General features: G+C 72.5%; 21 protein-coding genes. 12 read left to right on the top strand and 9 right to left on the bottom strand.

Annotation, left to right across the window (positions count from 1 at the left end; genetic code table 11):
- Positions 1-91 precede the first annotated feature (91 nt).
- Positions 92-1,285, bottom strand: coding sequence for an MFS transporter (locus VA596_RS12795; protein ID WP_323326540.1), 1,194 nt, complete (start codon positions 1,283-1,285; stop codon positions 92-94).
- Between the two features lie 115 nt (positions 1,286-1,400).
- Here VA596_RS12795 and VA596_RS12790 point away from each other — a divergent pair, with 115 nt between their 5' ends.
- The 3 genes from VA596_RS12790 to VA596_RS12780 are packed head-to-tail and all read left to right on the top strand — an operon-like array spanning position 1,401 to position 2,342.
- Entirely contained in the window at positions 1,401-1,727 is a 327-nt protein-coding gene (locus tag VA596_RS12790; RefSeq protein WP_323326538.1) for a PadR family transcriptional regulator, read from the top strand.
- On the top strand, positions 1,724-2,080 hold the full coding sequence (locus VA596_RS12785) for a DUF1048 domain-containing protein (RefSeq protein ID WP_323326536.1): 357 nt from the start codon (positions 1,724-1,726) through the stop codon (positions 2,078-2,080). The genes VA596_RS12790 and VA596_RS12785 overlap by 4 nt, the downstream gene beginning before the upstream one ends.
- A gap of 1 nt (position 2,081) precedes the next feature.
- Positions 2,082-2,342 (top strand): DUF1048 domain-containing protein, encoded by a 261-nt coding sequence (locus VA596_RS12780; protein WP_323326534.1) that lies wholly within the window; start codon positions 2,082-2,084, stop codon positions 2,340-2,342.
- On the opposite strand, the gene VA596_RS12775 is transcribed toward VA596_RS12780, so the two are convergent.
- Positions 2,339-2,959: a TetR/AcrR family transcriptional regulator gene (locus VA596_RS12775; protein WP_323326532.1), complete on the bottom strand. Its 621-nt coding sequence runs from the start codon at positions 2,957-2,959 to the stop codon at positions 2,339-2,341. The genes VA596_RS12780 and VA596_RS12775 overlap by 4 nt on opposite strands.
- Positions 2,960-3,007: 48 nt before the next feature.
- Between VA596_RS12775 and VA596_RS12770 the strand changes: the two genes are divergently transcribed.
- Positions 3,008-3,388, top strand: coding sequence for a VOC family protein (locus tag VA596_RS12770; protein ID WP_323326530.1), 381 nt, complete (start codon positions 3,008-3,010; stop codon positions 3,386-3,388).
- Positions 3,389-3,399: 11 nt separating this feature from the next.
- The gene (locus VA596_RS12765) at positions 3,400-4,239 is read left to right on the top strand and encodes an alpha/beta fold hydrolase (protein ID WP_323326529.1); all 840 of its coding nucleotides are present in this window, start codon (positions 3,400-3,402) and stop codon (positions 4,237-4,239) included.
- A gap of 287 nt (positions 4,240-4,526) precedes the next feature.
- On the opposite strand, the gene VA596_RS12760 is transcribed toward VA596_RS12765, so the two are convergent.
- The 3 genes from VA596_RS12760 to VA596_RS12750 all read right to left on the bottom strand — a co-directional run bounded on the left by VA596_RS12760 (position 4,527) and on the right by VA596_RS12750 (position 8,379).
- Positions 4,527-5,318: an FHA domain-containing protein gene (locus VA596_RS12760; protein ID WP_323326527.1), complete on the bottom strand. Its 792-nt coding sequence runs from the start codon at positions 5,316-5,318 to the stop codon at positions 4,527-4,529.
- Between the two features lie 2 nt (positions 5,319-5,320).
- The gene (locus VA596_RS12755) at positions 5,321-6,508 is read right to left on the bottom strand and encodes a right-handed parallel beta-helix repeat-containing protein (RefSeq protein ID WP_323327738.1); all 1,188 of its coding nucleotides are present in this window, start codon (positions 6,506-6,508) and stop codon (positions 5,321-5,323) included.
- A gap of 80 nt (positions 6,509-6,588) precedes the next feature.
- Entirely contained in the window at positions 6,589-8,379 is a 1,791-nt protein-coding gene (locus tag VA596_RS12750) for a serine/threonine-protein kinase (RefSeq protein WP_323326525.1), read from the bottom strand.
- Positions 8,380-8,576: 197 nt separating this feature from the next.
- Between VA596_RS12750 and VA596_RS12745 the strand changes: the two genes are divergently transcribed.
- Both VA596_RS12745 and VA596_RS12740 read left to right on the top strand, forming a co-directional pair.
- The gene (locus VA596_RS12745) at positions 8,577-9,386 is read left to right on the top strand and encodes a MarR family winged helix-turn-helix transcriptional regulator (protein ID WP_410171879.1); all 810 of its coding nucleotides are present in this window, start codon (positions 8,577-8,579) and stop codon (positions 9,384-9,386) included.
- 94 nt (positions 9,387-9,480) lie between these two features.
- Positions 9,481-11,295, top strand: coding sequence for a GAF domain-containing SpoIIE family protein phosphatase (locus tag VA596_RS12740; protein WP_323326520.1), 1,815 nt, complete (start codon positions 9,481-9,483; stop codon positions 11,293-11,295).
- A 5-nt stretch (positions 11,296-11,300) separates the two neighbouring features.
- On the opposite strand, the gene trxA is transcribed toward VA596_RS12740, so the two are convergent.
- Both trxA and VA596_RS12730 read right to left on the bottom strand, forming a co-directional pair.
- Positions 11,301-11,624 (bottom strand): thioredoxin, encoded by a 324-nt coding sequence (gene trxA / locus VA596_RS12735; RefSeq protein ID WP_323326519.1) that lies wholly within the window; start codon positions 11,622-11,624, stop codon positions 11,301-11,303.
- A gap of 32 nt (positions 11,625-11,656) precedes the next feature.
- Entirely contained in the window at positions 11,657-13,405 is a 1,749-nt protein-coding gene (locus VA596_RS12730) for a cytochrome c biogenesis protein DipZ (protein ID WP_323326516.1), read from the bottom strand.
- A 220-nt stretch (positions 13,406-13,625) separates the two neighbouring features.
- Here VA596_RS12730 and VA596_RS12725 point away from each other — a divergent pair, with 220 nt between their 5' ends.
- Together VA596_RS12725 and VA596_RS12720 are read left to right on the top strand one after the other, a co-directional pair.
- On the top strand, positions 13,626-14,330 hold the full coding sequence (locus VA596_RS12725) for a response regulator transcription factor (protein ID WP_323326514.1): 705 nt from the start codon (positions 13,626-13,628) through the stop codon (positions 14,328-14,330).
- Positions 14,327-15,913 carry a sensor histidine kinase gene (locus tag VA596_RS12720; RefSeq protein ID WP_323326513.1) on the top strand — a complete coding sequence of 529 codons (1,587 nt, stop codon included), beginning with the start codon at positions 14,327-14,329 and terminating at the stop codon, positions 15,911-15,913. Before VA596_RS12725 ends, VA596_RS12720 begins: the two co-directional genes overlap by 4 nt.
- Here VA596_RS12720 and VA596_RS12715 read toward each other — a convergent pair.
- Positions 15,910-16,896, bottom strand: coding sequence for an LLM class flavin-dependent oxidoreductase (locus VA596_RS12715; RefSeq protein ID WP_323326511.1), 987 nt, complete (start codon positions 16,894-16,896; stop codon positions 15,910-15,912). The genes VA596_RS12720 and VA596_RS12715 overlap by 4 nt on opposite strands.
- Positions 16,897-17,026: 130 nt before the next feature.
- Here VA596_RS12715 and VA596_RS12710 point away from each other — a divergent pair, with 130 nt between their 5' ends.
- Both VA596_RS12710 and VA596_RS12705 read left to right on the top strand, forming a co-directional pair.
- Positions 17,027-18,970, top strand: a complete 1,944-nt coding sequence (locus VA596_RS12710; protein WP_323326509.1) for an acetoacetate--CoA ligase — start codon at positions 17,027-17,029, stop codon at positions 18,968-18,970.
- Position 18,971: 1 nt separating this feature from the next.
- Positions 18,972-19,682, top strand: a complete 711-nt coding sequence (locus VA596_RS12705; RefSeq protein ID WP_323326507.1) for an LLM class flavin-dependent oxidoreductase — start codon at positions 18,972-18,974, stop codon at positions 19,680-19,682.
- 73 nt (positions 19,683-19,755) lie between these two features.
- Here the strand turns inward: VA596_RS12705 and VA596_RS12700 are convergent, their stop codons facing one another.
- Positions 19,756-20,193 (bottom strand): SRPBCC family protein, encoded by a 438-nt coding sequence (locus VA596_RS12700; RefSeq protein ID WP_323326505.1) that lies wholly within the window; start codon positions 20,191-20,193, stop codon positions 19,756-19,758.
- 142 nt (positions 20,194-20,335) lie between these two features.
- Here VA596_RS12700 and VA596_RS12695 point away from each other — a divergent pair, with 142 nt between their 5' ends.
- Positions 20,336-20,935, top strand: coding sequence for a flavodoxin family protein (locus tag VA596_RS12695; protein ID WP_323326503.1), 600 nt, complete (start codon positions 20,336-20,338; stop codon positions 20,933-20,935).
- The last annotated feature ends 13 nt before the right edge of the window (positions 20,936-20,948 follow it).

Below are 20,948 nucleotides of genomic sequence, written 5' to 3'. Positions count from 1 at the left end.
CGCTCACTACTCAATGACGTTGACTACCGGTACATAGTATCGCTGAATAGCGATCGCGCAAGGGTCCCCGAAGCGGGACAGCAACGATGGGTCAGCCGTCCGGGCGGGTCCGGGGTATCCAGCGCCACAACGCGCCGGCCGCCGCGAAGCCGACCAGGCCGCTGGCCACGATTCCGGCGCCGAGGCCGGCCAGGGCGGTCACCGCGGACAGGATCAGGGGGCCGACCCCGCTGCCGATGTCCGCCAGCTCGTTCCAGATACCGATGTGCGTCGGGCGGCCCGCGCGCGGGGACACGTCGGCGCCCAGCGTCATCACGATGCCCGAGCCGATGCCGTTGCCGAAGCCCATCACCATGGCCGCCACCGCCAGCGACACCGCGCCGCCCGTGAACGGCATGACCACGAAGGAAACGCCCAGCACGAGCGTCGCGGGCACGGCCACCCAGCGCCGTCCGTGGCGGTCCATCACCTTGCCCGCCGGGTAGAACGTCAGCGCGTCGATGGCTCCGGCGACGCCGTAGATGATCGAGCTGGTCGTCGGCGACAGCCCGAGGTGCGCCGCCCACAGGGGAACGACCGTCTGGCGGGTCTGCCGGATCGCCGACAGCAGCAGGATCCCCACCCCCAGCGTCGCGTAGACCCGCCACCGCTGCCGGAGCATCCCCCGCGTCGTGACGGCGGAGGCGTCGGCCCGGTCGACGGCGGTGACCTCCAGGTCGGGCATCCGGAACACCAGCGCGCCGGCCGCCACGATCGCGGCCAGGCTCACGTAGTACGCGCCCGGCAGGCCGGCGAACTGCATCGCGACGGCCCCGGCGAACGGCCCGAGGAACACGCCCACGCGCATGCTCCCGCCCAGCGTCGACAACGCCCTGGCCCGCATGTGCGCCGGGACGATCTCGGTCAGGTACGACTGCCGGGCCAGGCTGTAGACCGCGCTCGCCGCGCCGATCAGCAGGATCCCGACGCCGTAGAGCAGCAGGGACGCCGTCCCGCGGCCGAGGTCGACCAGGCAGGTCAGGACGCCGGCGACCATGACGGCCGTCGCCAGGAGCATCGACCGGCGTTCGCCGAACCGGGTCGCCAGCATCCCGGCCGGGATGTTCGCGGCCAGCGACCCGACGCCGAGCAGCGCGGCGATCAACGCGGCGGTCGGAGTGTTCGCCCCGCGGTCGATCGCGCTCAGCGCGACGACCGGCAGCACGGCTCCCTCGGACAGCCCGAACAGGGCCGCCGGGCCATACGCCGCCGCGGCGACCGAGCGCAGGCGAAAGTCTTCAACCATCTCCGTGCATCATGCGCGACCGGCAGGGGCGGCCGGAGCCGGGAGTGATCAATATCGCTACCTAGTGGTACCGTGTAGCAGTACTCGGTGCCACCGAGTACCGGAGAGGACCACGATGGACGACCTGACCGAGATGCTGAAGGGCACGCTCGAGGGCTGCGTGCTCGAGATCATCGGCGGCGAGGAGACCTACGGGTACGCCATCACGCGCCGGCTGAACGAACTCGGCTTCGCCGACGTCGTCGAGGGGACGGTCTACACCATCCTGCTGCGGCTGGAGAAGAACGGGCTCGTCCGGGTGACGAAACGCCCGTCCGGGGTGGGCCCGCCGCGCAAGTTCTACGCGCTCAACGACGCCGGCCGCGAACAACTCGCGACGTTCTGGGCGAAATGGGACTACGTCACGGCACGGATCGGCAAGCTCAGGGAGAGCGGCGGATGAACTTCTGGGACACCATCACCGGCAGCGATCTCACCAGGGAATGCCAGGCTTTCGAAGCCAGGGCCGCGGTTTTGCCCGCCGATCACCGGGCGGCGTGGGAAGAGATCAAGAATCACCTCTTCCCCTACGGGGACTTCTCCGGCCGCAACCTGATGCCGATTCTCGAAGGCGCGCTGGGACTGCTCGAAGAGACGGCGTCCGACGGGCAGCGCATTCGGGAGGTGCTGGGCGACGACGTCAAGGGATTCTGCGCGGCACTGGCGGGCGGAGAAGGCGCCCGGAGCTGTCGCGACCGGTGGCGCGAGCAGCTGAACCGGAACGTGGCGCGGAAACTGGCACAGCTGGGAGGCTGACATGGGCGTGCACGACGTCATCGAGGGCAAGAAGCAGTGGCGGGCGCACAAGGCGCGGGTCAAGGCGCTGCCGCCGGACTACCGGATCGTCTACCAGGAGATCCAGCGGTACGTCTTCAAGGTCGGCGTGGCCGAGGGGCTCGGCGAGCCCCCGCTCGCCGGGATCGCCGAGTTCTTCGAGGAGGGTGCCGCGGCCGGAAAGGGCGTCCTGGAGCTCATCGGCGACGACGTCGCCGCCTTCTGCGACGACCTGCTCGGCTAAGCGGGCGACAGCAGCGCGTGGGCGAGTGATTCGACGACGAACCGCTCCCACCGGTCCGGGCTCCAGCCGCGGTCGCTGAGCACCAGGTACATCTCGAGCCCGGACAGCGCGCACAGGATGTCCACGGCCTCCCCGACCGGCACGCGCAGCGCGGACAGGCCGTCGAGCTGCTCGGCCAGTACCCCGAACGCGGTCGCGGTCTGGGACATGTTCGCCGTCCACTGGGCGGCCATGTCGGGGTCGACGACGGCGGCGTCGCGCACGACCCGCATGATCGGGCCGATCCGCGTCACGATGCCGCGGCCGTAGGCCGTCCACAGTTCGATGACCCGCCGCGGGTCCCGTTCGGCCCGGGCCTCCTCCAGCCACGGACGGCCGAGGATGCCGACGGGGGCGTCGTCCCCCACGACGGCGAGGTCGACGGCTTCCTTGAGCACGGTCCGCTTGTTGCCGAAGTGGAAGTACACCGTCTGCACGGCCACTTCGGCCCGCTTCGCGATCTGTTCGAGCGTGGTCGCCGTGTAGCCGTCGGCGATGAACAGCGCGGCGGCCGCGTCCACGATCCGCCGCCGGGTCGCCCGGGTGCGGGCCGCGCGGGGCTTGACGTTCTCGGTCACACGTTGCACTCTAACTCTAGAGTTGGACTACAACGAATCGGGGTCGCCATGGAGCTCACCGGCATCCACCACGTCAAGCTGCCCGTGGGCGACGTCGCCCGCAGCCGCGCCTGGTACCAGCGGGTGCTGGGCTTCGAGGTGGCGATCGAGTTCGTCGAAGACGGCGAAGTCCGTGGTGTGGCCCTGCAGCGGGAAGGGTGTCCGCCGCAGCTCGCGCTGCGCCACGATCCCGCCCGCGCCAAGGCGCTGTCCGGCTTCGACGCCCTGGCCCTGCTCGTGCCGTCCCGGGAGGGCGTCGAGACGTGGAAGGCCGCGCTGGACGAGGCCGGCGAACCCCACGGCGGCGTCGTGACCGGCCACGGCGGCGGCAAGGTGCTGGTCGGCCTGCACGACCCCGACGGCATCGAGATCCGGCTCTACGCGAACTGAAGGGACGAGCCATGCACACCACGACGATCGACGGCGCCACGCTCGGCTGGACGGACACCGGGGCCGGGGAACCCACCCTGCTCGTGCACGCCGGCGTGTTCGGCGCGTGGTTCGAGCCGCTCGCCGGGCTGCTGGGCGGCCGCGTCATCCGGATGCTGCGCGCGGGTTACACCGGTGGCGCGGCCGTGCGCGAGCCGATCGAGCTCGCCGGGCACGCGGCGCACGCCGCGGCGCTGCTCGACCGCCTCGGCACCGGGCCGGCCACGGTCGTCAGCCACTCGTCCGGCTGCGCGATCGCGCTCCAGCTCGCGCTCGACCGGCCGGATCTCGTGGCCCGCCTGGTGCTGTCCGAGCCGCCGCTGATCGACGAGCTGCTGGACCCGGCGGACCAGGCCGAGGTGCGGAGCACGGTCGGCGCGGCGCTGGGCGGAGCCATGGCCGCGGCGGCCCGCGGTGACATCCCCACGGCGTTCGACGCGTTCAACTCCGTGGTCTGCGGCCACGACTACCGCGCGGTGCTCATCGACGTCCTCGGCGAAGACGGACTCGCCCGCGCCGAACGGGACGCGGAGTTCTTCTTCACCAACGAGGTTCCCGCCATCGGCCGCTGGACACCACCGGACCCGGCCCGGATCACCACCCCGGTCCGGCTCGTCCGGGGCGCGGACAGCCCCGGCGCGACGCACCGGCTGATCGCCCGCCTGGCTGCCGTGCTGCCGGACGCCAGCGTCACGACGATCGCGGGAGCTAACCACCTGCTGCCGCTCACCCACCCCGCCGAGTTGGCGGGCGCCATCTCGTCGTCGAGCGTCGCGGCGGCCGGATCGCCGAGTCACGCGGGCACCGGCTGACCTCGATCAGCCCGCGTCACGACGACCGCGGGAACGAACCACCCACCCCGCCGAACTGGCGAACGCCATCTCAGCGCCAACCGTCGCGGCGGCCGGATCGCCGAGTCACGCGGGCGCCGGGTGACCACGAACAACCCACGCCAGGACGACCGCGGGAACGAACCACCAGCCACTCAACCACCCCACCGAACTGGCGAACGCCATCTCAGCGCCAACCGTCACGGCAGCCGGATCGCCGAGTCGCGCGGGCACCGGGTGACCTCGATCAACCCTCGTGCAGGGCCGGGTCAGTCCGGGAACGGCGGTGGGTCCGGCAGCTCCAGCCACTCCAGGTCCATCGGTACCAGCGTCGTCGAGAGGACCAGCTCGCGGAGCAGGTTCACGGTCAGCGTCAGCCCCACCGGCTCGCCCACCTCCTCGCGGCGCAGGCCGTGGACGCCGGCGTCGGAAAGCCTCTGCCGGACGCGGGAAACGAGGTGCTCGACGCGCTTGGCCGTCCAGTTCTCGCGCGGGCGCCGCTCGGCCAGCTCGGCGGCCGCCTGCTGGCGGGACAGCGGCAGCGGCTGGGGATCGTAACCGAGGTAACGCTGCCCTAGCACCGCCAGCACGACGTGCTCCTCCGGGGAGAGCCGCCAGCGTTTCGGGGGCGCCGTCGGGTGCGTCGGGCGGCTCGGGGAGACGCCGGCCTCGCCGTCGGAGACGAGCAGCTCCAGCACGTGCTCGCGGGTGCCGCGCAGGAACACGGCGGTGTAGCCGTCGGCCAGCGGCAGCGGTTCGCTGTCCCGGTGCAGCAGCACGCTGTCGAACAGCCGGATCGGCGAACGGCCGGTGTTGCTCAGCCACCAGCGGTCCCGCTCGCGCACGAGCAGCCCGTGGACCCGGCTGATCCGCACGTCCTCCTCGCCGACGCAGACGTCGACCTCCCGCCGGTTGCGCCCGAACGTCACCCGGCTCCCGGGTGACGGCGGCACCGCGACGCCGCCGGTGACGGTCAGCGCGCTCAGCGTGCCGGGCACGGCGACGGTGACGCCGTGGCGCAGGCTGCGCTGCCGGTGCGGGTCGAGACGTCCGGTGGCCACGGCTACTTCCGTTCGTAGGCGCCGATGTCGAAGCCCGCGCCGGCGGGCCGGGCCACGCCGTCGAGGTCGGTCGCGGGGGCGCGCACGGGGCTGCCCGCGTCGACCGCGGCCGAGCCCGCGGCGAGGTGGTAGTCACCGTGGGCCGGGTCCGCGAACCCCGGGTCGCCGGCGAAGTTGTGGTCGGCGGTGAACGGCGCAGCGTCGACCGGGCCGTCGCCGAACACGTTGTTGCGCAGGGTGTTCGTCCCGGTGAACCGGTCGGCGTCGACGACCACCGAGCCGCGGGCGTTGCCGGCGAAGGTGTTGTTGACGATCTCCAGGTCCCGCATGGTGCCCGTCGACTCGACCCACAGGCTCAGCCCGGCCTGCGCGTTGCCGGTCGAGAGGTTGTCGAAGACCCGGACGTCCGAGAGCAGCCGGGTTTCCGAGTAGTCCTCGACGGCCAGCCCGATCCCGGCCTTGGTGGCCTCCCGGGTGCCGCCGACGACGTTGGCGTAGACGTCCACAGTGGACGACGAGTCGACGTAGACGTCCGGCCCCCGGTTGCCGGTGACGACGTTGTGGTGGATCCGCACGCGGGCCGCGTCGTCGTACTTGACGTCGATGCCCTCCTCGCCGTTGTCGTGCACGCGGCAGCCGGACACCTCGACGTCCGACGAGCCCGAGGCGACGCTCAGCGCTTCGTGGTCGGCCGACGTGCCGCGGGCGTTGGTGCCGCGGATGTCGCAGTGCGTGACGCGCACCCGGTGGGTGCCGACCAGCACGAGCCCGCCGTCGCGGGAGCCGTCGACGCCGAAGCGGTCGAACACGAGGTCGTGCGCGCCCTCGGCGTACGCGCCGAAGCCGGCCGAGCCGGCCACGGTCACGCCGGTGAACTCCAGCCAGCCGTGCCCGCCCACGGCCAGGCCGCCGGCACCGGCCAGGACCGCGGTGCCGCCGACGCCGGTGAACCGGATCGGCCGTCCCGGGGCGCCGTCATGCCGGATGGTCAGCCCGCCCGGGTACGTGCCGGCCTCGATCGCGACCGTGTCCCCCGGGCGCGCGGCGTCGGCCGCCGCCTGGACACCGGTGTATTCGCTGTGTGGCCCGACGTGCCGGATCCGCGGCGCCGGTCCGGCAGCCCCCTCGCCCGCCGGACCGGCCACGGCCACGGCCACCACGAGGAGTGCCACCCCGGCCAGCACGTGCATCGCCACCCCTTCGTCCGTTCCGGCGGCTCCGTGCCGGCCTCGTCCTTTTTAGCCGGGCCCGCCGGGGACCGGTCCCCGGTTCACGACGGCAGCCGGGCGGCGACGGTGGCCGCCAGCGTCCGCGCGCCGGCGCAGAGCGCGTCACCGCCGGCCGCGCCGGTGTCCTCCAGCGTCACGACGGCGAGTTCCTCCCGGCTCGCCGGGGTGCCGCGCAGCACCGGCAGCACCGGGGTGTAGCTGCGGTGGATGATCGTCACGGCGCACTGGGGCTTGCCGCCCGGCACCGGGGCCACGATGGCGGTGCGGCTGCCGAGGCGGATCCGTTCGCCGGGCACGTCTTCGTCCGCCTCGAGCGGCCATTCCCGGTCGAAGTCCACGGTGATCGTGCGGGGGTCGGCCTCCCACGTGCAGCCCCAGCCGCCGAACTCGTGATCCGGCGGCGGGGTGCGGCCCGCGGCCGCCGACACCGCGGCGGTGCCGAGCAGGCCGCAGGCGTCCACGTGGGCCAGTGACCAGGCCGGGAACGGCTGGGTCCGCCGCGGCAGCGGCCCGTTGGCGAGCATGGGCAGCACGCCGGACAGCACCGCCTCCGAGATGGCGCACACCGGCGCTTCCCGGGCCTCGGTCACCGGGTAGGAGGTGACGACGACCCGGTTGGCGTCGGCCAGCGAAATGGCGCGCTCGCAGGTGCCGTTCTTGGCCTCGGGGCGCTCGATCTCGCCCATCTTGCCGGGCACCGGCGGCCGGGTCGGGTACCGCAGCGGGCCGGTCAGCGCGAACCGGGTCTGCACCTGGCCGGTGCCGTCGGCGAGCGTGGTCGTGACCGCGCAGGTGCCGAAGGTCAGCACCTCGGGGTCCACGAACGGCTCGCCGAACGAGGCCAGCGCGTCGGTCGAGATCGCCGCGCACGGGTCGGTCGCGGCCGGGTCGGCACCGAGGGTGTTCGGGGCGGCCGCAGCCACCGCCGGGGCCGGGGCCGGCGGGTCCGTCCTGGTCAGGACGAAGCCGGTCACCAGCACGGCCACCGCCACCACCGCGGCCGCGGTGAGCAGCCGGCGGCGCAGGCGGCGCCGGGACCGTCGCGGGGCCGGGGCGTCCGCCGTCAGCAGCGTGACCGCCTCGGCGGCGGTGGGCCGGTCGGCCGGGTGCCGGGCCATCAGCGCGGCGAGCACCGGCGCGAACGGCCCCGCGCGCTCGGCGGGCACCGGGCGTCCGCCGGCGGCCCGGCGCATCTGCGCGAACGGGCCGTCCTCCCCCGAGCCCCACGGCGACCGGCCTTCGATCGCGGCGTAGAGGGTGGCGCCGAGGGAGAAGACGTCGGAGGCGGGCCCGGCTTCGGCGCCGTCGGCCACCTCCGGCGCGACGTACCCGAGCGTGCCGGTGAGCTGGGCGCCGCCGGTGCGGGTGACCTCGGTCCAGCGGGCGATGCCCAGGTCGGTCAGCTTGGCGACGTCGTCCGCGGTCACCAGGACGTTGCCCGGCTTGACGTCGCGGTGGACGATGCCGCGGGCGTGCATGCCCGCGAGCGCCGCGGCGAGCTGCGCGCCGATCTTCCGGACGCGGTCCTCGGGCAGCGGCCCGCCGTCGTCGACGAGCTCTTCGAGGCTCCGGGCGGCCAGGTACTCCGTGACCAGCCACCGCGCGTCGCCGTCGACGACCGTGTCGAACACCGTGACGACGTTCGCGTGCAGCAGCCCGGCCCCGATCCGCGCCTCACGCCGGATCTGCCCGGCGTCCTCGTCCAGCGACCGCTTGAGCGTCACCTGCCGGCCGAGCTCGAGGTCGGCCGCCCGCCAGACGACGCCCATCCCGCCCCGGCCGAGCTCCTCCTCCAACCGGTAGCGGTTGGCCACGACGCGCCCCTTGCCCACGCCGGGCAGTGTACGAAACGCCGTGTCGGTGCGCTGACCCCGCGTCACCGCGGCGGCGGGCCGTGCCGGTTCTCCCCCCAGCCGGTCCCCTCCGGAACGAAATCGGCGGGAGTTGTCGAATCCGGGACTCGCCGTTCGTGGCCAGGGTGAGGGCCCGCCCGCGAGGGGCGCGGCCACGACCACGGGAGAGCCGACCGATGCCGCACCCACTGGCCAGGATCCACCGCATGTTCGAGCTGATCGAGGCGATCGGCACCATCACCTTCTCCGGCGTGCCGGACGAGGCCTTCCGGGCCGTCGGCATGCGCAACTACTGGGACGGGTACTTCGCCGGCCGGGCCGCGCCGCTGGGCCTGGCGCCGGCCGAGGTGGTGCACGCCGTCTTCTACAACTTCGCCGACGGCGAGGTGGCGCGCCACATCCCGTGGGTCTGGGGCAAGATCACCCCGGAGGAGGCGATCGCCGTGCGCGAGCGGGGCAGCGCCGACGCCATCCGGCAGAAGATCGGGGACCTCGCCGCCTCCCCCGGCCTGGTGCGGATCGGCGACCTCGCCACCCGCGCCGCCGTCAGCGCGCCCATCGAGGGCCGGGTGCTGTACGCCGGGCTCCGGGCGCTCGCCGTGCCCGAGGAGCCGGTGGCCCGGATCTGGCACGCGGCGACGCTGCTGCGGGAGCACCGCGGCGACGGCCACAACGGCCTGCTCGTCGCGCACGGCATCGGCGGCACCGAGGCCCACGTGCTCACCGCGCTCGCCTTCGGCATGAAGCCGCAGGAGTTCGGCCGGATCCACCACCTGCCGAAGGCGCAGCTGGCCGGGGTCGTCGACGGGCTGCGCGACCGCGGGCTCGTGGACGCCGCCGACGGGTTCACCGACGCCGGCCGGGAGCTCCGGGAGCGGATCGAGACCCTCACCGACGAACTTGCGGCCCCGGCGTACGACGTGCTCACCGCGGACGAGCTCGACGAGCTGATCGCCGGGCTGGCACCCATCGCCGACGCCCTCTAGATCCCGGTGATCCGGTCGTGACGCGGCGTCACGACCTACCCTGGCCTTCGCGCTCCGGACCGGCCGGGCGGAGACCACGGCGCAGGGAGGGCGAATGCAGGACGGCGTCCCCGCACCGGACCTGGTCCTGTGCGACCCGGCACGGGTGAGCGCCCTGCACGACAGCGGCCTGTCCGCCCAGCCCGACAGCGCGATGGACCGGTTCGCCGCCATGGTCCGCGTGCAGCTGCGGGTCCCCGTCGCGCTGGTCTCGCTCGTGGAGCCGGACCGCCAGGTCTTCCCCGGCATGCAGGGGCTCCCGGAACCGTGGGCGAGCGCGCGCCAGACCCCGCTCAGCCACTCGTTCTGCCAGCACGTCGTGGCCACCGGGGTGCCGCTCGTGCTGTCGGACGCCCGCACGTCCGCGCTGACCCGCGACAACCTGGCCATCCCCGACCTCGGTGTCGTCGCCTACGCGGGGATCCCCCTGACCGACACCACCGGCCAGGTGCTCGGCTCGCTGTGCGCGATCGACACCCGGCCGCGCACCTGGACCGACGACGAGATCTCGACGCTGGCGGACCTGGCCACGATGTGCGCCACCGAGATCCGCCTGCGCCTGGCCACCCGGCAGGGCAAGCGCGACCGCGACCGCCGCGACGAGCTGGCCTCGCAGCTCGACCGGGCCCACGCCCGCAACGAGATCCTGCTCAGCGCCGCGCAGGCGCTGGCCGGGACCCGGACGCTGGAGCAGATCCGCCACGAGGTCAGCTGGCTCGTCTCCGCCGACCACCGGCCGTCCTACGTCGGGCTGGTCGTGGCCGAGCCGGGCGGCACGCTGCGGCGGGTGGCCCAGCCGGGCCGGACGACCACCGCGGACACGGCGGAGTTCGCCGTCTACCGCCCCGACGCCGCCATGCCCACCGCCAAGGCGTTCCGGGAACGGCGGCTGCTGTGCTACGAGGACCCCGCCGCGATCGACGCCGGGTTCCCGGCCGCGATCGGCCGCCTCTACCGCGAGCTGGGCCTGCACGCCACCGCCTGCGCGCCGCTGGTCGGCAGCCGTGACGTCCTCGGTGTCCTGACGCTGGGCTGGGACGGGCCGCACGAGCTCGACAGCGCCGAGCGGGCCGTGCTCAGCACCATCGCCACCTACACCGCGCAGGCGCTGGAGCGCGTCCGCCAGCTGGAACGCCGGATCGGCGTGGCCCGCCAGCTGCAGGAAGCCATGCTCACCGCGCTGCCGGCGGTGCCCGGCCTGCGGATGGCGGCCCGCTACCGGCCGTCGGAGGCGGACGAAGCCGTCGGCGGCGACTGGTACGACGCCGTCACCCTCCCCGGCGCGCCGGGGCCGGCGGCTTTGGCGGTGACGGTCGGCGACATCACCGGCCACGACGTCCACGCGTCGACTCTGATGGGGCAGGTCCGCAGCATGCTGCGCCAGGCCGCGTGGGACCTGCCGGGCGCCGGTCCCGCGGAGACGGTCGAAGCCCTGGAAACGGCGCTGACCGGCCTCGAGCTCTCGGCGACCGGCACCCTCGTGCACGCCCACCTCCGCCGCGGCGGAGGTGGGCGCTGGGACCTGACGACCACGAACGCCGGCCACCCGCCGCCGATCGTGGTCCACCCGGGCGGCCGCACCGAGGTGCTGACCGAGCACGACGTCCTCTTCAGCCACTTCGGCATCCGCACCCGGCCGCGAACGGACCTGCGGACGACCCTGGAGCCGGGCAGCCTGGTCTTCCTCTACACCGACGGCCTCGTCGAGCGCCGCGGCGAGGACATCGACGAAGCGCTCCGCGGGCTCGCGGCGTTCCTGACCGGGTTCGCCGGCCAGGACCCCGCGGTGGTGGCCGACGCCGTGCTGGCGCACCTGGTCGAGCCGGGCGGTCACGACGACGACGTCGTCGTGCTCGCGATCGGCACCTGAGGGCGTCAGCTCCGGCCCAGGACCTCGGCGAGCTCCGCCAGCAGCGCGGCCTTCTTCTTCGCGCCGACGATGTGCTTCACCGGCTTGCCGCCCTGGAACAGGATCAGCGTCGGCAGCGACATCACCTGGTAGTCGCGTGCCGTGTCGGGGTTGTCGTCGACGTTGAGCTTCACGAAGCTCACGGTGCCGTCCTGCTCGGCCTCGATCTCTTCGAGCACCGGCGTGACCTTCTTGCACGGACCGCACCAGGTGGCCCAGAAGTCGACCAGCACGGGCTTGTCGCTGTCGAGCACGTCGGCGGCGAAACCGGCGTCGGTGACTTCGTTCATGATGTTCTCCTTGAGAATTAAGGGTTCGGGGCTCAGTCGAAGGTGAACGAGTAGGCCTGCAGACCCGGGCTCAGCGTCAGCGACAACTGTCCACTGTGGAGGTCCGGGGTCTGCGACAACCGGTACAGGTTCGGGGTTCCCGAGACGGTGACCGTGCGCGGCGGGCCGCCGTCGACCGAGACCGTCACCGTGCCCTGGCCCGCCAGGACGAGGTTCGTGCTCTTGGCCGTGTAGTTCAGCTTCAGCTGCGCGTCCGGCCCGGCCGTGGCCTTCTGGTAGTCGATCGTCCAGTCGCCGCCGAAGGCGACCTTGCCCGCCGGGAGGTTCGCCGGGAAGTCGTAGCTCGCCTGCTTTTCCAGCACCAGCGGCGATCCGCCCGAGGTGAACGACTTCGGCAGCTCGCCGTAGCTCAGGTAGGTTTCGCGGCTCGTGCGCTGGTCCGTCGGGGTCGTGTCGGGCAGTTCGCCCGGCTTCGGCAGTGCGACACCAGGCTTGGCCTGCTGCAGCAGCTCGCGGACGACGTTCTCGGTCTGGTCGTAGGCGCCTTCGCCCAGCTTCAGGTACCGGACCTGCCCGGTGGCGTCGATCAGGTACCGCGCGGGCCAGTACTGGTTGCGGAAGTTGTTGAAGGTGCTCGTCTCGTTGTCGATGGCGACCGGGTAGGTGATCCCCAGCTTCTTCGTCGCGGCTTCGACGTTGCCCTTGTCGTGCTCGAACGCGAACTCCGGCGTGTGCACGCCGACGACCTCGAGCCCGGCCGCCTGGTAACGGGCGTAAAGGTCCTTGATGTGCGGGAGGCTGCGCTGGCAGTTGATGCAGGAGTACGTCCAGAAGTCGACGAGCACGACCTTGCCCTTGAGCCCGGCCATGGTCAGCGGCTGGCTGTTGAGCCAGCCGTCGATGTTCTCGAACTCCGGTGTCGGCCCGCAGTCGCGCAGCTGCCCCTGGTCGTTGTTCGCGCACTTGTCCAGCGCCTGGTTGCTCGCGTCGCCGAGGTTCGACAGCCGCAGGTCGCTGATCGCCTGGGAGCTCTCCACCTTGTCCTGCAACGCCTGCGTGTAGTTCGGCAGCTTCGTCTGCAGCAGCGACGGCAGGTCGAAGTACAGCGCCACCGCCAGCAGCAGCATCATCACCCCGCCGATCGCGCGGACCTTGCCGTTGTTCTTGCGGAAGAACTTCACCCGCTCGGAGATCTTGGCGCCCGCCAAGGCGAACACGAGCAGCGGCGCGGTCGCGCCGATCGCGAAGGAGACGGTGAGGGCGACGGTCTCGACGCCGATCTTCCCGTTGGCCGCGGCGATCGTGATCGCGGTCAGCACCGGGCCGGCGCACGGGACGTACAGCAGCCCCAGGCCCAGCCCGAGGGTGAAGCCGCCGCCGTTGGGGTTCACCTTGCGCTGCGGCAGCTTCGAAAACGGCTTCTCCAGCAGGCGTTCCAGCGGCGGGACCAGCAGGCTCAGCCCCACCACCGAGAGCACGACCAGCCCGACGATCCGCAGGATGTCGTCCGGCAGGTTCAGCGCTTTGATCAGCAGCGAACCCAGCAGGGTGAACACGGTGAAGCTCAGGACGAGCCCGCCGATCACCGCGTACGGCCGCCGGTTGCGCGCCCGGGTCTTCCTGGTGGCGACCAGCACGTCGCCGGCCGGCTCGGGTTCCGGCTCACTGCCCGGTTGTTTCGCTCCGCCGGCGAAGAACACGACCGGCAGCACCGGCAGGATGCACGGCGACACCCCCGTGATCAGGCCGCCGAGCAGGCCGATCAAAACCAACGTCCACATTGCCGTTTCCCTCCGCAGCCCCGGCCCGTCGCCGGCGTCTCACACCGGTCATTCGGCGCAGGTGCGGATCAGGCAAGGTCTTTCCCTCCGCGTTATCGGTTCGAAAGATCTCTTTGATCCGCAGATGCGGAACTCTCGCCGATCTGGCCTCCGCGCCGCAGGTGAGGCACCATGGATGGCGGCCGCGCCGTGGCGGCCGCACGCCGGTGAAGGAGCCGCGATGGACGCCCCTGCGACGCTGCCCGGCAAGCGCGGGGCCACCGGGCGGCTGGTGCTGGTCGTCGACGACGACCCGCGGGTGCGGACCGTCGTGACGTGGCAGCTGGAGGCCGAGGGGTTCCGCGTCGCCGAGGCGCCCGACGGCCGGCGGGCCCTCGAAACCATCGGGCGTGAGCACCTGGACCTGGTCATCCTGGACCTCGCGCTGCCCGGCGTCGGCGGCCTGGACGTGCTGCGGCGGCTGCGCAGCGGTGAGCGCAACGCGGCGTTGCCGGTGATCGTGCTGTCGGGCCGCAGCGGCGAGACCGACCGGATCGTCGGGCTCGACCTCGGCGCCGACGACTACCTCGTGAAGCCCTTCTCCCCCGGCGAACTGGTCGCCCGCGTGCGCTCGGTGCTGCGGCGGGCCGCGCCGGCGCCCCCGGTGACCGCGGCCGGGCTGCGGATCGACCACGCCGCGCGCGAGGTCTTCCTCGACGGCCGCGAGATCACCACGACGGCCAAGGAGTTCGACCTGCTGGCCTTCCTCTCCGCGCACCCGCGCCAGGTGTTCACCCGCGCCCAGCTGCTCGAATCCGTCTGGGCCAGCGCCGCCGAGTGGCAGAGCGAAGCGACCGTCACCGAGCACGTCCACCGCCTGCGCCAGAAGCTCGGGCCGGGGCTCGTGCGGACCGTCCGCGGTGTCGGCTACCGGCTCGAGCCATGACGGAGGTCCGGGAGGCCGTCGGCGACGCCGAGGCGTTGCTGCGGGCCCAGTCCGGGGTGCTGGAGCGCATCGCGGGAGGCGCGCCGTTGGCCGAGGTGCTGACCGAGGTCGCGACCACCCTCGAACGGCTGATGCCCGGCTGCCACTGCTCGATCCTGCTGCTCGACCTGGAGTCGGCGACGCTGCACCACGGCGCAGCGCCGTCGCTGCCCGCGGCCTGGTCCGAGGGCATCGACGGCCTCCCCATCGGCCGGGACGCCGGGTCCTGCGGGGCCGCGGCGTTCCTGGGCGTGCCGGTGATCGCCGAGGACGTCACGACCGACCCGCGCTGGGTGCAGTTCCGGGAGCTCGCCGGGGCGCACCGGCTGCGGGCCTGCTGGTCGACGCCGATCCGCGGCCGGGGTGGCGTCGTCGGCACCTTCGCCGTCTACCACGAACGGACCCACCAGCCGGCGCCCCGCGAACGCGACCTCGTCGACCGGCTCACCCACCTGGCGTCGGTGGCCATCGACCACGACACGCTCTTCGGCGCGCTGGCCGACAGCGAGGAGCGGTTCCGGCGGGCCTTCGACGACAACGTGACCGGCATGGCCATCACCGAGCCGGACGGCGCCGTGACGCGCACCAACGAAGCGCTCCGGGACCTGCTCGGGCGTACGGAGTTCGAGCTGCTCGGCGCCCGGCTCGACGAGCTGCTCACCCCGGCCGGGGAGTCGGCCGCGCCGTACGAGGCGACGCTGAGCCACCCCGACGGGCGCACGCTGGACCTCGTCGTCTCGGTGTCGCCGGTCGCCGGGCCCGACGGCCGTCCCGTCCGGCTGATCGCGAACGTCCTCGACGTCACCCAGCGCCGCGCCGCCGAGCGGGAACGCCGGGGCCGTCGTGAGGCCGAGGTGGCGCGCCAGGCGGCGGAGCAGGCCAGCCGGGCCAAGACCGACTTCGTCGCCGCCCTCGGCCACGAGCTGCGCACGCCGCTGCAGGCCGTCACCGGGTTCACCGAGCTGCTGGGCTCGCTCGACCTGCCACCGGAACGCCGTCGCGCGGCGCTGGAGCACATCAACGACGCGGCCGGGCACATCCTGGCCATGGTCGACGACGTCCTCGACGTGGCCCGGATCGAGGCCCGCGCGCTGCCGCTGCACCCGGCGGACCTCGACGTGGCGGCCGTGGTCGCCGAGGTGCTGCACCTGCTGGAACCGCTCGCCGGTGCCGAAGGCGTGCACCTGCGCGACGAGAGCGGGCCGGCGTCCGTGTGCTGCGACGAGCGCCGGCTCAAGCAGGTCCTGCTCAACCTCGCGGGCAACGCCGTGCGCTACAACCGGGCCGGCGGCACGGTCACGATCACCACCCGCGTCGAAGCCGAAGCGGTGGTCGTGACCGTCGCGGACAGCGGCCGGGGCGTCGCGCCCGAGGACCTCGAGCGGCTGTTCACGCCGTTCGACCGGCTGGGCGCGGACACCGGCCAGGGGGTCGGCCTCGGCCTGCCCCTCGCGAAGGGGCTGGCCGAGGCCATGGGCGGGCGGCTCGCGGTGACGAGCGTCGTGGGCCAAGGCACGACGGTCGAGGTGCGGCTGCCTCGCTAAGCCGCGTCGACCTTCGGCATGATCTCCTCGGTCAGCCGCTTGAGGTCGTCGAGCGTCTTGGACGTCGGCACGTCGCGGAACGGCGGCCACAGCAGCGGCATCGTCATCCCGGCTTCCTTGTAGCGCTTGAGGATGTCCTCGATCTGCTGCGCGCTGCCGGCCAGCAGGTTGGTGCCCTTGCCGGCCGGGGTCTGGTCCATCGGCTCGTCGGTGATGACGAACCAGATCATGCTGCACATCTCGAACCCGTCGGGGAAGCCGCGGCCGAGCTCGCCCAGCTCGCGCTCCATCTCGCCCTTCCAGCGCTTGATGTCCTCCGGGGTGTCCTGGATGCCGATCCAGCCCTGCAGGCCGTACTTCGCGATGCGCTTGGCCGAACGCTTCGGGTCCTTGAGCCCGGAGAAGAAGATCGGCGGCGGCTGCTGGATCGGCTTGTGGCCGAAGCCGGACAGCTCGAAGTCCGCGAACTCGCCGTGGTACTCGAACAGCTCGTTGGCCCAGATGCCCTGCATGATCTCGATCGTCTCGCGCACGTGGGCGTGCCGGCGGCCGAAGAGCTGCGGGACGCTGGCCGCGGCGAACTCCTCGGGCATCCAGCCGGAGCCGATGCCGACGTTCAGCCGGCCGCCCGACAGGTGGTCCTGGGTGGCGAGCTCGGCCGCGAGCACGCCGGGCGAGCGGTACGGCGTGTCGATGATGCTCATGCCGATCCGGACCTTCGTGGTCTTCGCGGCGAGCCACGGGATCAACGTCATGCCCTGGAACCACTTGCCGCGCGAAATGACCGGCAAGGCGTTGGGCAGGTCGGTCATCATGCCGAACGGGTACTGCAGCTCGGCACGGTCGGACGATTCCGGGACGACGATCCGGTCGAGCGTCCAGACGGAGTCGAAGTCGAGGTCTTCGGCCAGCGCGGTGAGGTCTTCGAGCTCCTTGAGCGTCACCTCGTCGCGGAAGTTGGGCAGGTAGAGAGCGAGCTTCATGCGTCCGGCCTCCTCGAGACGTCGTCGTCCCCCGGAGCGTCCGCCGCTCGGCTCAACTCGATCACACGTGATGCTCAAATCCCCGTCAACGGCGCCGGGGAGCACCGCGGGGTGTCTCTATGTTTCCGGTATGGACGTGCTCTGGAGTCCCCCGGCGGACCGCATCGAGAACTCGCCGCTGCGCGCGTACCTGAACTGGCTGGAAAAGCGCGAGGGACGGCCGTTCCCCGGCCACGACGCGCTGTGGGCGTGGTCGATCGAAGACCTGGACCGGTTCTGGGTCTCGATCGTCGACTACTACGAGGTCGCCTTCAGCACGCCGTGGACGCGGGTGCGCACCGGCGACCCCATGCCGCACACCCGCTGGTTCCCCGGGGCCCGGCTGAACTGGGCGGAGCACGCGCTGCGCGCCGGCGACGACGACGGCACGGCGCTGGTGTGCGTCCAGGAGGGTGGCCGGCCCGCGCGGGAGATCACCTTCGGTGCGCTGCGCCGGTCGGTGGCGGCAGTGGCCGGCTGGCTGCGCCGGGCGGGGGTGCGTCCCGGCGACCGGGTCGGCGCCTACCTGCCCAACACCGAGCACGCCGTGATCGCCTGCCTCGCGACGGCCGCGGTCGGCGCGGTGTGGGCGTGCTGCTCCCCCGACTTCGGCGCCGACGGCGCCATCGGCCGCCTCGTCCAGCTCGAGCCGGCCGTGCTCATCGCGGCCGACGGTTACCACTGGAACGGCAAGGAGATCGACCGCGGGGACGTCCTCGCGCGGCTGCGGGCGGAGCTGCCGGCGCTGCGGCACGTCGTCCACGTCCCGTACGTCTTCGACCGGCCCCGCCCCGAAGGCACGACCCCGTGGGACGACCTGCTGGCCCAGGACGAGCCGTCGTCGTTCGAGCAGGTCGAGTCCTCCCACCCGCTGTGGGTGCTGTTCAGCTCCGGCACCACGGGCCTGCCCAAGGGCCTGGTGCACGGCCACGGCGGCATCACCCTGGAAGGCCTGAAGTGGTCCGGGCTGTACTGCGGGCTGCGCGCCGGCGAGCGGATGTTCACCTTCACCTCCACCGGCTGGGCGCTGTGGAACATGCAGCTGGGCGCGCTCACCCAGGGCGCGGCCATCACGCTCTACGAAGGCAGCCCGAACCACCCGCCGGGCGCCGTCTGGGAGGTCGCCGCCCGGACCGGGGCGGACCTCGTGCTGCTCGGCGCCGCCGTGATCACCGCGAACACCGGCGTTTCACCCCGCGAGGAGCACGACCTGAGCCGGTTGCGGCACGTGATGGTCAGCGGCTCGGCGTTGCCGTCCGCCGGTTACCACTGGGTCATGGAGCACGTCGGCCCCGACCTGCGGATCGACTCGACCAGCGGCGGCACCGACATTTCGGGTTCGTTCGTCGGCGCCAGCGAGTACGACCCGGTCCGGGTGGGGCGCATCGGCGGCCGGCTCGCGGGCGTCGACGCCGCGGCCTGGGACGAGGACGGCGAGCCGGTGGTCGACGCGGTCGGCGACCTGGTGATCACGCAGCCGATGCCGTCGATGCCGGTGTCGCTGTGGAACGACCCGGACGCGGTTCGCTACACCGAGTCGTACTTCGACACCTGGCCGGGGGTGTGGCGCCATGGCGACTGGGTGACGATGCACGCCGACGGCAGCGTCTCCATCCACGGCCGCTCGGACTCGACGCTCAACCGCCAGGGCGTCCGGCTCGGCAGCAGCGACTTCTACGACGTGCTGGAGACGATGGACGAGATCACCGAGACGCTGGTGATCGGGGTCGACCTGCCCGACGACGGGTATTGGCTGGGGTTGTTCGTCGTGCCGGCGCCCGGGCACGAACTCGACGACGCCCTCAAGCAGAAGATCGTCACCACGCTGCGGACGCGCCTGACCAACCGGCACGTCCCGGACGAGATCGTCGAGGCGCCCGCCGTGCCGCACACCCTGAGCGGCAAGCGGCTGGAGGTGCCGATCAAGAAGCTGCTGAGCGGTAGGGAATTGTCGCAAGCCGCGAACATCGCCTCGGTGGACGATCCGGACGCGTTGCGCTGGTACGCGCGGTTCGCGGCGGAACGAGGGTTGTGACATGCGCCTGGGTGCGACGCTGGCCGACCTGTCCCCCGGGCCGCCGACAGCGATCGCCGAACGCGCGAAACGGCTGGCGGGCGCGGGTTTCGAGAGCCTGTGGACGCCGCAGATCATCGGGCGCGGCTTCTTCGTCCCGGACCCGTTCGTCACGCTGGCGGTCGCGGCGACGGCCACCGAAGACGTCGAGGTCGGCACGGCCACCGTCCAGGTCCCGCTGCACCACCCCGCCGAGCTGGCCCACCGGGTCCGGTCGCTGATGTCGGTGTGCGGCGACCGCCTGACGCTCGGCGTCAGCCCCGGTTCGACCGACCTCGACTACGCGCTCTTGGACCGGGACTTCGCCGCGCGTTTCCGTACCTTCCGCGAGAACCTGCCGAGACTGCGAGCCCTCCTCGGCAACGACCGGCCACCCCTGCTCCTGGGCTCGTGGGGCGCCAACGTCGAGCGGGCCGCCCAGGAGTTCGACGGCTGGCTGGCGTCGGCCCACCGCCGCACCCCGGACCAGATCATCACCGCCTGCGCCGGGTTCCGAGCGGCAGGCGGCGGCCGAGCGATCGTGTGTGCAGTACCGGTGCCGGAGTCCGGCGACCTCGGCCCCACCGCCGAGGTGTTACGACGCTACGCGGATGCAGGCTTCGACGACGCGGTGGTCCTGATCGGCCCGGACGGCCCGGACCCGACGCGGGTCAGAGCGCTGCTCCCGCGCTAGGCGAACGACTTCCGCGGCCCGCCTGCCACCTCGGCCCTACGGGCCCCCACCGGGCGCGGGGCCGAGCCCTCCCTCAGGCGAGCAGCTTGCGCAGGCCGTCGATGCCGCCGCCGTAGACGTCTTGGGCGAAGGTGCGGTTCAGTTCCTCCTCCTGGGCTGCGTCGGCGTCGTACTCCGCCCACCATTCGACGAAGGACTCGCCCGTGTCGGTGACCGGGCTGACTCTGATCGTCGAGACGTAGCGGCGGACGCCGAAGGGGTTGGCTCCGGTGAAGGCGTAGGTGAGGGTGCGGGCGGGGTCGTCCAGGACGAGCAGCCGTTCGTCGAAGGGGTCGCCGCCGGCCGCCAGGGTCAGCCGCCGGACGGCGCCGACGTGCCCGTCCGCGCCCTCGACGATCTCGCAGTGGCCGATCGCCCCCAGGAAATCGGGCAGGTCACCGAAGGCGCGGACCCGGGCCCACACCTTGTCGACGGGTGCGGCGACGACTCCGCTGGCGTAGGGACGCGGCATGGTCACTCCAAGGTGTCGGGCTCTCCAGGTTCACCGATCCATCTAACGCCGAGCACAACGGAATCTCCACGGACCATCAACGCGGGCACGACCGGTTTCGATCGCCGATCGCGGGGAAACCGGCGGAAAAACGGAGGAAACGATGCACGTGCTCGCCCTGGTCTGCACCCTCAAGCCGTCACCGGCGAAGTCGAGCAGCGACCTGATCGCCGCCCAGCTGCTCGAACTCTTCGCCGAGCGGGGTGCCACCGGCGAAACCGTGCGCGTGGTCGACCACGACGTCCGCCCCGGCGTGGAAGCCGACATGGGCGACGGCGACGCGTGGCCGGGCATCCGGCGCAAGATCCACGAGGCCGACATTCTGCTCGTGGCCACGCCGACCTGGATGGGGCACATGTCCAGCGTCGCCCAGCGCGTGCTGGAACGCCTCGACGCCGAACTGTCCGAAATGGACGATGAAGGCCGGCCCCTGACGTTCGGCAAGGTCGCGGTCGCCGCGGCCGTCGGCAACGAGGACGGCGCCCACAAGATCATCGCCGATCTCTTCCAGGCCCTCAACGACACCGGCTTCAGCATCCCGGCCCAGGGCGGCACCTACTGGAACGGCGAAGCCATGCAGGGCGGCGACTACATCGACCTCGACGAGACGCCGAAGGCCGTCGCAGCCGCCAACGCCACCCTCGTGCGCAACGCCGTGCACCTGGCCCGCCTGCTCGACTCGGTGCACTACCCGGCCAGCTGACCCTCAAAGAAAG

Origin of the sequence: Amycolatopsis heterodermiae (assembly GCF_034929455.1) — a bacterium.
GTDB classification, from domain to species: domain Bacteria; phylum Actinomycetota; class Actinomycetes; order Mycobacteriales; family Pseudonocardiaceae; genus Amycolatopsis; species Amycolatopsis heterodermiae.
The sequence above is the reverse complement of the archived record's forward strand: the minus strand, read 5'-3'. Positions and strand labels throughout refer to the sequence as shown.